This window comes from Peribacillus sp. NPDC096447, from assembly GCF_044762725.1.
In the GTDB taxonomy this organism is placed as follows: domain Bacteria; phylum Bacillota; class Bacilli; order Bacillales; family DSM-1321; genus Peribacillus.
On sequence record NZ_JBIWEV010000004.1, the window covers coordinates 596,668 to 608,424 of the forward strand.

Genomic DNA, 11,757 nt, shown 5'->3' on the forward strand with positions numbered 1-11,757 from the left:
TATCCATGAGTACAAATATGAGATTCGCAATGAATCCTACCCTTGATCGAAACAACATTCGACAAATGATAAGAATGGACGTGAATCATCTTTCGATCAGTCCCATGCAGCTCTTTCGGCTTGAACAGCGTCGTTCGAAACAAATTAGTCGAGCCTATAATCACGGTCTGTGGATAAATTTCGACATGTTTTTTTCTATCCACATCCCATTTTATAGACTTTTGCACATAACAATGGCCTGTGGAAAAGTTTTTCCCACAAGCTCGGTAAGTTGTGGATAAAGTTTTCTAACCCATTGCAAGACGCCTGAATTTCTGATATTATATTTGTGTTTTCACTCTGAATAACTTTATCAACAGGTAACGTTTATCCACAGACTGTGAATAACTTGTGGATAGTTTATCCGACCTGTGTATATTAATCTGTCCACAGATGGTGGATATTGTCGAAAACCCTTTTTTCTTCTTTATTATATATTTCTTAAAATACCTGTTGATGAATAATCATTCAAAACTACATTGGTTTACCAGATGTAGTCTGTACAAAGGTTGTACAGCGCAAGATATAGTTTTTAGGCACTTCATTACACAACACAAAAATCCCTTAATACAGCTCACCGAACCTTTGCTGTCAAAATTAATATAAAGACGGCAATCGATGAGTTTATTTGTGCCTATACATTTAGATACAATTATTAAAAATATTTTGCAAAGGAGGGATAAGTTTGGATAACATCGATAGCCTCTGGAACCAGGCGCTCGGAAAAATCGAAAAAAAAATCAGTAAACCAAGCTTTGAGACTTGGCTTAAATCAACCAAGGCTTATTTACTGCAAGGTGATACATTAACAGTCACCGCTCCTAATGAATTTGCCAGGGATTGGCTCGAAGAACGCTATTCCCATCTTATTTCCGATGTATTGTTTGAACTTACCGGTGAGGAATTGGAAGCAAAATTCATCATTCCCCCCAATCAAGAAGATGATGATTTTACCGTTCCTGTTCAGCCTAAAAAGATAAAAAAGCAGGATAAAGAGCATGCTGCATTTCCTCAGCATATGCTTAATGCGAAAAATACATTCGATACATTTGTCATAGGCTCCGGCAATCGTTTTGCCCATGCCGCGTCTCTCGCTGTCGCAGAAGCACCGGCCAAAGCCTATAATCCCTTATTCATATACGGGGGCGTCGGCCTTGGAAAAACTCATTTAATGCATGCAATCGGGCATTATGTTCTAGAGCATAATCCGAATGCGAAGGTCGTTTATTTATCGTCTGAAAAGTTCACGAATGAATTCATCAACTCGATCCGGGACAATAAAGCTGGGGAATTCCGTGATAGATATCGAAGCGTGGATGTTTTATTAATTGATGATATTCAATTTCTTGCGGGAAAAGAACAAACTCAAGAAGAGTTTTTCCATACATTCAATGCGTTGCATGAAGAAAGCAAACAAATCGTCATCTCGAGTGACCGCCCGCCAAAAGAGATACCTACACTAGAGGATCGCCTCCGTTCAAGGTTTGAGTGGGGCTTGATCACGGATATCACGCCACCTGATCTAGAAACGCGGATTGCCATATTACGTAAAAAGGCAAAAGCTGAGGGTCTTGATATCCCGAACGAAGTCATGCTCTATATCGCCAACCAAATCGATTCCAATATTCGTGAGCTTGAGGGTGCACTTATTCGTGTCGTCGCTTATTCTTCATTGATTAATAAAGATATAAATGCCGATTTGGCAGCTGAAGCATTAAAAGACATCATCCCTAGCTCAAAACCTAAAATAATCACCATCTTGGAAATCCAGAAGACGGTCGGTGAACATTATAGTGTCAAACTTGAGGATTTCAAGGCGAAAAAACGGACTAAATCCGTAGCCTTTCCAAGACAAATCGCCATGTATCTTTCCAGGGAGTTGACGGACTCATCCTTGCCCAAGATAGGTGATGAATTTGGAGGTCGCGATCATACGACCGTTATCCATGCGCATGAAAAAATCTCCAAGCTCATGCAAACGGACACCCAGCTACAACGTCAGGTTAAAGAAATCCAGGACCAACTGAGGGTATAATAGATTCTGGATAATGTGAATAACTGACGACTACTTACACACAGTCTGTCCACATGTGGATAGACTGTTTTTCCTTAGGTTGAGTGGACTTATCCACATATCAACAGGCCCTACTACTATTACTACTATTTTTTTTAATAAAAATTATTAATAAATATGCCTATTCGGCAATAAAAATTGGAGGATGAAACATGAGATTTATAATCCAAAGAGATCGATTAGTTCATAGTGTCCAAGAAGTAATGAAAGCAGTCACATCAAGGACTACGATTCCGATACTAACGGGGATAAAAATAAGCGTTACTAGTGAAGGTGTCACTTTAACAGGAAGTGATTCTGATATCTCCATCCAATCATTCATTCCGGCTGAGGTTGACGGAGATGAGATTGTTGAAGTTAAAAGCAGCGGCGGTATTGTCCTGAATGCCCGTTTTTTCAGTGAAATTGTCAAAAAGCTGCCGATGGATACTGTAGAAATTGAAGTGGAGAACAACTTTCAAACGATTATTCGCTCTGGTAAAGCTGAATTTAATCTAAATGGACTGGATCCTGAGGAATATCCACATCTTCCGATCATTGAAGAAGAAAATATTTTCAAACTTCCAACGGACCTTTTAAAGACCCTTATCCGACAAACTGGATTTGCAGTGTCCACGTCAGAAACACGCCCTATCTTAACAGGTGTAAACTTGAAGGTTCAAGATGACGAATTAACCTGTATTGCAACAGATAGTCATAGGCTTGCAATGAGAACAGCCAAAATAGAAAATAAAATTAACGGGACCTATAGCGTTGTCATTCCAGGTAAAAGTCTGAATGAGTTAAGTAAAATCCTTGATGATACAAACGAACTCATTGAAATCGTCATTACCGAAAACCAAGTACTTTTCAAAGCTGAAAATTTATTATTCTTCTCAAGACTTCTTGAAGGGAATTATCCTGATACATCACGCTTGATTCCATCAGATAGCAAAACTGATGTGACTGTCCACACCAAGGATTTTCTACAAGCGATCGACAGGGCTTCTTTATTGGCGAGAGAAGGAAGAAATAATGTCGTCAAATTGACAACCCTGGAAGGCCGTATAATCGAAGTCTCTTCCAATACTCCTGAAATTGGTAAAGTAATTGAAGAGGTTCAGGCAGAAGCGATTGAAGGTGAAGACCTGAAAATCTCATTCAGTGCCAAATTTGTAATGGATGCTCTAAAAGCATTGGAAGGTTCCGACATAAAAATTAATTTCACAGGAGCAATGCGTCCGTTTGTCATTCGTCCGCTACATGATGATTCCATGCTGCAATTAATTCTCCCGGTAAGAACTTACTAAGCTAAAATAATATTTCAAAAAAATTAAAGGCTTGTATAGCAGGTCTTTAATTTTTTTATATTTAAACATAGATTTCCAAAGGGTTTTTGGCGTTTTTTTAATGCCGTACGGAACGCTGAATCGCTAAAAATAAGAACTGAAAAAGCTATACTTTGTCTTAATGGGATTAATTTAGTAAAATGAAATATTAAAGACTACTTAGAAATGAGTGAGGCATGAAATGGACTCCATAAAAATCAATACTGAATATATTACGCTTGGACAATTCCTGAAATTGGCCGATTTAATCCAAAGCGGGGGAATGGCGAAATGGTTCTTAAGTGAATACGAGGTTTACATTAATGGCGAATTAGACGTGAGAAGAGGCAGAAAATTAAGATCAGGTGATAAAATAGAAATTCCTGGATTTGGCACCTACACAATTACAAGCTAAAACATAAGGGAAGAGCGGAATATGTATATTGAAAATATAAGTTTGAAAAATTACCGCAACTATACCGAATTGAATCTGACTTTTGAGAATAAAGTCAATGTAATCCTCGGCGAAAATGCTCAAGGAAAAACAAACGTCATGGAATCTATTTTTGTTTTAGCAATGGCAAAATCTCATCGCACCTCAAATGATAAAGAACTTATTCGCTGGGATGAAGAGTATGCTAAAATAGAAGGAAGAGTTAGAAAGAGAAATACCTCAATACCACTTGAGCTGACCATTTCAAAAAAAGGGAAAAAGGCGAAGTGCAACCATATTGAACAAAGAAAGTTGAGTCAATATGTCGGAAATATGAATGTGGTCATGTTTGCGCCTGAGGATCTAAACCTTGTAAAGGGAAGTCCTCTAGTCAGACGCCGTTTTATAGATATGGAAATTGGCCAGGTTTCTCCCGTATACCTTCATGATATGAGCCAATATCATAAAATACTTCAACAAAGAAATCATTACTTAAAGCTTCTGCAGACCCGGAAACAAACGGATACGACGATGCTTGACGTGCTGACCGATCAATTTATTCAGTATGCAGCGAAAATTGTCGAAAGAAGATACGAGTTTCTTTTAAAGCTCCAGCAATGGGCAGAGCCGATTCATTCGGGGATCTCCAGAAATCTAGAAGTATTGAAAATCCAATATAAACCGTCGCTTGATGTATCAGAATCTATGGATTTGACGAAAATGATAGAAGTATACACAGAAAAATTTGATAAAATAAAAACAAGGGAAATTGAACGGGGTGTAACACTGGTAGGTCCTCATCGTGACGACCTGGTTTTTTTTGTGAATGACCGTGATGTCCAGACATACGGTTCACAAGGACAACAGCGCACGACAGCCCTGTCTTTGAAACTTGCCGAAATTGAGCTGATCCATGAAGAAATCGGCGAGTATCCCATTTTATTATTGGATGATGTGTTATCGGAACTTGACGATTTCCGCCAATCCCATTTACTGAATACAATACAAGGGAAAGTGCAAACATTCGTGACGACACCCTCCGTTGATGGAATCGATCATCAAACCCTAAGAGAAGCGTCCACCTTTTATGTTAGTCAAGGAAGTATAAAAAAGGTTAAATGATGAGGTGAATGTATGTATCTCCATATTGGTGAAGACATTCTTGTGAAAACGGACGATGTCATAGCCATTTTAGATAAGAAGCTGCTTCAGGCATCTCCAATCATGAGTGAATTTTTGGAGAAAAAGTCTGATGTAACTTACCATTTAGCAAAAAACTCGGTTAAATCGATTGTAGTGACGGACAAACAGGTATATTATTCACCGCTTGCGTCGTCCACTTTGAAAAAGCGTTCACTGCAGCCATCGCTCTTAATCGATGATATAGATATTCTTTGAATTGTAGCTAAACGTTATAATTACTCCTTAAAATTGATAATGCCAAAAGAAAAGTGTAGGTGATACGTATGACAATGGAACAAAAAGAAGTACAAGCTCAGGCATACGATGAGAATCAGATACAGGTTTTAGAAGGCTTAGAAGCAGTACGTAAACGTCCGGGGATGTATATCGGCACTACCTCTGCAAAAGGACTTCACCATCTTGTTTGGGAAATTGTCGATAATAGTATTGATGAGGCACTAGCTGGTTTCTGTACGGAAATCAAAGTGACGATCGAAGAAGACAATAGTATAACAGTAGTCGATAATGGTCGGGGAATTCCAGTGGGGATCCATGAAAAAATGGGACGCCCAGCTGTAGAAGTAATCATGACGGTCCTTCATGCGGGCGGTAAATTTGGCGGCGGAGGTTATAAGGTCTCCGGCGGTCTGCATGGTGTGGGGGCATCAGTAGTTAATGCCTTATCCACGGTATTGGAAGTTTACGTTCATCGTGAAGGTAAAATCCATTATCAGCAATTTAACCGCGGTATCCCAAAAGAAGATTTGAAAATCATCGGGGAAACCGATCATACCGGAACGACTGTACACTTCATTCCTGATGGTGAAATCTTCACAGATACCCTGGAATATGATTTCGATACATTAGCCACACGAATCCGTGAGCTTGCATTCCTGAATAAAGGCTTGAAGCTGGTCATTGAAGATAAACGTGAAGAAGAAGAGAAAATCAGGGATTACCACTATGAGGGCGGTATCAAATCTTATGTTGAGCATTTGAACCGTTCTAAAGAGGTATTGCATGAGGAACCGATTTTCATGGAAGGCGAGAAAGATGGAATTTCCGTTGAATTGGCTTTGCAATATAATGACAGCTATATCAGTAATGTCTTTTCTTTTGCCAATAATATTCATACCTATGAAGGCGGTACACATGAATCAGGATTCAAGACTGCTTTGACCCGTGTCATCAATGATTATGCACGGAAAAATGGTCTTTTAAAAGAAGCTGATGCCAATTTCTCAGGTGAAGATGTCCGGGAAGGTTTAACGGCAATCATTTCGATTAAGCATCCTGACCCGCAATTTGAAGGTCAGACGAAAACCAAACTCGGAAACTCTGAGGTAAGAACGGTTACTGATTCCATTCTTTCGGAACGACTTGATGCCTTCTTATACGAAAATCCTGCCGTGGCCCGAAAAATTGTAGATAAAGGGCAAATGGCAGCGAGAGCCCGATTGGCAGCGAAGAAAGCACGTGAATTGACCCGGAGGAAAAGTGCTTTGGAAGTATCCAATCTACCAGGTAAATTGGCAGATTGTTCTTCTAAGGACCCGAGTATCAGCGAATTATACATCGTTGAAGGAAACTCGGCGGGAGGATCGGCAAAACAAGGGCGGGACCGTCATTTCCAAGCCATATTGCCGCTAAGGGGTAAAATCCTTAATGTTGAAAAAGCGCGATTGGACAGAATCCTGCATAATGAAGAAATAGGTACGATCATCACAGCACTTGGAACAGGCATTGGTGATGAATTCAATACTGAAAAAGCTAGATATCATAAAATTGTTATCATGACCGATGCGGATGTGGATGGTGCCCATATCAGAACGCTGATGTTGACATTCTTCTACCGGTATATGAGAAAAATTATCGAGTATGGATATATATATATTGCTCAGCCGCCACTTTTCAAGATTCAGCAAGGGAAAAAAGTGGATTATGCTTATAATGACCGCCAGCTTGAAGAAATCATGGCGAGTTTGCCAAGTACTCCCAAGCCTAACTTGCAGCGTTATAAAGGGCTGGGGGAAATGAATCCGGAGCAATTGTGGGAAACGACCATGAACCCTGAAACGAGAACGCTGCTTCAAGTCAGTTTGAAAGATGCTGCCGAGGCAGATGAAACTTTCGAGATGTTGATGGGCGACAAGGTCGAACCGCGACGTAACTTCATTGAAGAAAATGCAATTTATGTAAAAAATCTTGATATCTGATTTTTTGACAGGATGCTTTTTACATCCTGTTCTTTACATAGTGCACGAACAGTTAAATTTAAAAGAGAGTATAAGCTTTTAATAGGAGGTTGGCTCCATGTCAGAAAATGAAAGATCAGGTGTAAAAGAAATAAATATAAGTACCGAGATGCGGACATCGTTTTTGGATTATGCGATGAGTGTTATCGTGTCGAGGGCTTTGCCTGATGTAAGGGACGGTTTAAAACCGGTACACCGAAGAATTCTTTATGCAATGAACGATCTTGGAATGACTTCGGATAAACCATTTAAGAAATCAGCCCGTATTGTCGGGGAAGTCATCGGTAAATATCACCCGCATGGTGATTCGGCTGTATATGAAACGATGGTACGGATGGCGCAACCTTTTAACTATCGCTATATGCTTGTAGATGGTCATGGGAATTTCGGTTCAGTCGATGGTGACCAAGCTGCCGCAATGAGGTACACAGAAGCGAGAATGTCGAAAATCTCGATGGAGTTACTCCGGGATTTAAATAAAGATACGGTCAATTTCCAGGATAACTACGATGGTTCAGAAAGAGAACCAGCCGTTATGCCTGCCCGCTTCCCGAACTTGTTAGTGAATGGTTCATCAGGAATAGCGGTAGGGATGGCAACCAATATTCCACCCCATCAATTAGGTGAGGTAATTGACGGCGTATTGGCTTTAAGTAAGAATCCTGAAATTACAATTCCAGAGTTGATGGAATATATCCCTGGGCCGGACTTTCCGACAGCCGGTTTGATTTTAGGACGAAGTGGAATCAGAAAGGCCTATGAAACCGGAAAAGGATCAATCATTCAACGGGCGAAAGTCGAGATTGAAGAGAAACCGAATGGTAAACAGGTAATCCTTGTTAAGGAAATCCCTTATCAAGTGAATAAAGCAAGATTGATTGAAAAAATTGCAGAACTTGCTCGAGATAAGAAAATCGAAGGCATTACCGACTTACGCGATGAATCGGATCGCAATGGCATGCGTATCGTCATGGAGCTTCGAAAGGATGTTAACGCGAATGTCCTTTTAAACAACCTGTATAAGCATACCGCGATGCAGACCACCTTCGGAATCAATTTGCTTGCTTTGGTGGACGGTCAGCCTAAAGTGCTGAATTTAAAACAATGCCTGCACTACTACTTGGAGCATCAGCAGGTAGTCATACGGCGCAGGACTGAATTTGAATTACGGAAAGCGGAAGCCCGCGCCCATATTTTAGAAGGGTTGCGCATTGCACTTGATAATTTGGACGCAGTCATTTCGTTAATCCGCAGTTCCCAAACGACAGACATTGCCCGTGAAGGCTTAATGACACAATTTTCACTTTCCGAAAAACAGGCGCAAGCTATCCTGGATATGCGTTTACAGCGCTTGACAGGTCTGGAACGTGAAAAAATTGAAGATGAATATCAGGCATTAATGGCAATAATTGCAGAATATAAAGCGATTCTTGCTGATGAGGAAAAGGTTCTTGAAATTATCCGTGAAGAGCTTCTTGAAATTAAAGAACGTTTTGATGATAAACGGAGAACTGAAATCACATTAGCCGGCTTTGAAAGCCTGGAAGATGAAGATTTAATCCCAGAGGAAAATATAATCGTAACACTTACGCATAACGGTTATATTAAACGCTTGCCTGCAACCACATACCGCAGTCAAAAACGCGGGGGTCGCGGAATACAGGGGATGGGCACGAATACAGATGACTTTGTCGGTCACTTGTTAACCACTTCGACTCATGACACTCTATTATTCTTCACCAACAAAGGTAAAGTCTATCGTTCCAAAGGTTATGAAATACCTGAATATGGCAGGACGGCAAAAGGATTGCCGCTTATCAATTTGTTGGAAGTCGATAAAGGTGAGTGGGTCAATGCAATCATACCGGTGAAGGAATTTGCGGACGATTGGTATTTATTCTTCACGACCAGACATGGGATATCGAAGCGTACACCTTTGTCGTCTTTTGCAAATATCCGTAATAACGGTTTAATTGCCCTAGGTTTACGTGAAGATGATGAATTGATTTCTGTCCGACTTACGAATGGAGAGAAACAGATCATAATCGGAACGAAGTCCGGGATGATGATCCGTTTCCCAGAGACGGATGTACGGACAATGGGACGTACTGCAGCGGGAGTGAAAGGGATTTCCTTAGGGACGAATGATGAAGTTGTCGGAATGGAAATTCTTGAAGATGATGAAGAAGTCCTGATCGTTACGAAAAACGGTTATGGAAAACGGACCTCTGCGGAAGAATACCGTATTCAAAGCCGTGGAGGAAAAGGAATAAAAACATGTAATGTCACTGAGAAAAATGGTGAACTTATAGCCGTGAAAACAGTTACGGGTGTAGATGAAGATTTGATGCTGATTACAGCAGCCGGTGTATTGATCCGAATGGAAGTCGAAGGCATTTCTAAAACAGGCCGTAATACACAGGGTGTTAAGCTCATCCGACTCGAATCCGCAGATAATGAATATGTTTCGACGGTTGCCATCGTAGGAAGGGAAGAAGAAGAAGAAAAAGACCTGGATATAGAAACGGTCACGACTCTAGATCCGGATTCTGATCCTGAACCTACTGTAATTGAAGAAAATGAAGAAACTGAAAAAGATACGGAAGAATAATCTTTTCATAAAAAAAGGGGTTCGGAATTTTAATTCCGAACCCCTTTTGAAATTCCCTTTGAATTTTAGTCTAAAGTTAAAGTTTTATTAATTCTATTTTTAAAACAATGAAGACTTTAGGCAAAGGGTTCTATCAAAAGTTGGTTGATTGGAGCAGGTGTGCGAGACTCCTGCGGGAAAAGCGAGTACCTGTAGAGGATATCAACGCTCAAATTGTACAGACCGTAAAAAAACTGTAGACCCAGCAATTAAGCTGGGTCTTTTTTTGCGCATTAGCTGGATTTCAAAATGATATCAAGAGAGTTTTGGGTATGAGTAAAAAGACTTATCAATTTTGGAGATAGTTGCTAATGAATAGATTAATTTTAGGTATTTAATCATAATAAAGATAGTTTTTACCATGTTTTTCAAGTAAAATGATACTCATTAATACTACCGAGGTGAAACGTTTTGCTAGTGAAAACTCGCTATTTAATCGAAGGCTGCATCCTCTCGAAAGAAATTAAAGGCCTTTCAAACCGCCCCATAATGCATGAAAAAACAATATTGACCACGCGATTGATTGAGGCTTTGCAAGCCTTTTTAATAACAGAGGTAAGCATTGAAGAAACTTTGATTGATGGAAAGAAATTTCTGCCGAAAGAAGTAATAGATCCAGAATTGGATGAAATGGAAGAGTCATCGGATTTTACGGATTTGTATCTTAAGTCAGTACAAACATATAAACGATTATTTAAAAATTGGCAGGCCGGCAGTAAAGTCGAGGTGGCCATGATTCGTTTAATCATGATTCCCCTTATGGATAAGGCTTTAGAGGAACCAGGAAACATTTTGATGCTGCACCACTATTGCAATAAAGAAGAATATGTATATCATCATGCCATTTCCATTGGATTGATAGGAGGTTATATTGCATATAAAATGAAATGCAATAGAGCTGATGTCTACCAAGCAGCAATTGGCGGATGTCTGGCAGATTGCGGAATGGCAAAGCTGCCACCAAGGTTATTAAATAAAACGGAAAGCCTGACAGCGGATGATAATGAGGAGATACAGGCTCATCCTATTTTCAGCTACAAGATGATTAAAGATAGTTCCATCATAAAGGATAGTGTGAAGATAGCCGTTCTAGAGCATCATGGAAGGTTAGATGGAACGGGATATCCCAAAAGATTGAAAACAAAGCCCATGAACTTATTCTCAAAAATCATTGCTGTTGCAGATGTATTTCACGCCATGACTTCCGAAAGGACATATAGAAAGAAACAATCACCGTTTAAGGTATTAGAGATGATCTTACATGATGATTTTGGTAAATTTGATATTGGGGTAGTTAAAACCTTGTTATCAAGCTTCGCTAATTTTTCCATAGGAAGCATGGTCAAACTGAACAATGGATTCATCGCCGAAATCATTTTTATTGATGCCGGCTCGCAAACAAGACCGGTCATAAAGGTGATGGATAGTGAACAAATTATCAATTTAGGGATTAACCGGGAATTATATATAGAAGAAATACTTTAATGTTCAAAGAAAAAGTTTACTCTTAAAATGTAAGCTTTTTCTTTCTTGATTAGGTGTACAGGCATAGGATTTAAAATCTATGAATTCATGTATATTATTTATTTTAAAATAACTATTGCTTTTATTCCTGATACTAGATATAATAACTAAGTCGACAGCGAAAGAAAAAAAGTTGTTGACAAAAAATAATATAGTTGATATATTATTAAAGTCGTTTCTAAACGAACGACATAAATTGCTCTTTGAAAACTGAACAAAACAAAGCGCCAACGTTAAATTTTAAGTGAGCACACACTATCAAAAAAGCAAATGAGCAAGTCAAACATTTCTTC

Annotated in this window: 8 protein-coding genes; all 8 read left to right on the forward strand. The window is 39.5% G+C overall.

Annotation, left to right across the window (positions count from 1 at the left end):
• The first annotated feature begins 724 nt into the window (after window positions 1-724).
• The 8 genes from dnaA to ACIQZD_RS17290 all read left to right on the forward strand — a co-directional run bounded on the left by dnaA (window position 725) and on the right by ACIQZD_RS17290 (window position 11,425).
• Window positions 725-2,074 (forward strand): chromosomal replication initiator protein DnaA, encoded by a 1,350-nt coding sequence (dnaA, locus tag ACIQZD_RS17255; protein ID WP_057914144.1) that lies wholly within the window; start codon window positions 725-727, stop codon window positions 2,072-2,074.
• A 191-nt stretch (window positions 2,075-2,265) separates the two neighbouring features.
• Window positions 2,266-3,402, forward strand: coding sequence for a DNA polymerase III subunit beta (gene dnaN / locus ACIQZD_RS17260; RefSeq protein ID WP_101223982.1), 1,137 nt, complete (start codon window positions 2,266-2,268; stop codon window positions 3,400-3,402).
• Between the two features lie 220 nt (window positions 3,403-3,622).
• A complete protein-coding gene (yaaA, locus tag ACIQZD_RS17265; RefSeq protein WP_034316192.1) occupies window positions 3,623-3,835 on the forward strand; it encodes a S4 domain-containing protein YaaA in 213 nt (70 codons plus the stop codon).
• A 21-nt stretch (window positions 3,836-3,856) separates the two neighbouring features.
• Window positions 3,857-4,975, forward strand: a complete 1,119-nt coding sequence (gene recF / locus ACIQZD_RS17270; protein WP_048687943.1) for a DNA replication/repair protein RecF — start codon at window positions 3,857-3,859, stop codon at window positions 4,973-4,975.
• Between the two features lie 12 nt (window positions 4,976-4,987).
• Window positions 4,988-5,251: an extracellular matrix regulator RemB gene (gene remB, locus ACIQZD_RS17275; RefSeq protein WP_101223983.1), complete on the forward strand. Its 264-nt coding sequence runs from the start codon at window positions 4,988-4,990 to the stop codon at window positions 5,249-5,251.
• Between the two features lie 74 nt (window positions 5,252-5,325).
• A complete protein-coding gene (gene gyrB / locus ACIQZD_RS17280) occupies window positions 5,326-7,251 on the forward strand; it encodes a DNA topoisomerase (ATP-hydrolyzing) subunit B (protein WP_402904847.1) in 1,926 nt (641 codons plus the stop codon).
• Window positions 7,252-7,348: 97 nt separating this feature from the next.
• Window positions 7,349-9,901, forward strand: coding sequence for a DNA gyrase subunit A (gyrA, locus tag ACIQZD_RS17285; RefSeq protein WP_402904813.1), 2,553 nt, complete (start codon window positions 7,349-7,351; stop codon window positions 9,899-9,901).
• Window positions 9,902-10,357: 456 nt separating this feature from the next.
• Entirely contained in the window at window positions 10,358-11,425 is a 1,068-nt protein-coding gene (locus ACIQZD_RS17290; RefSeq protein ID WP_402904849.1) for an HD-GYP domain-containing protein, read from the forward strand.
• Window positions 11,426-11,757: the final 332 nt, after the last annotated feature.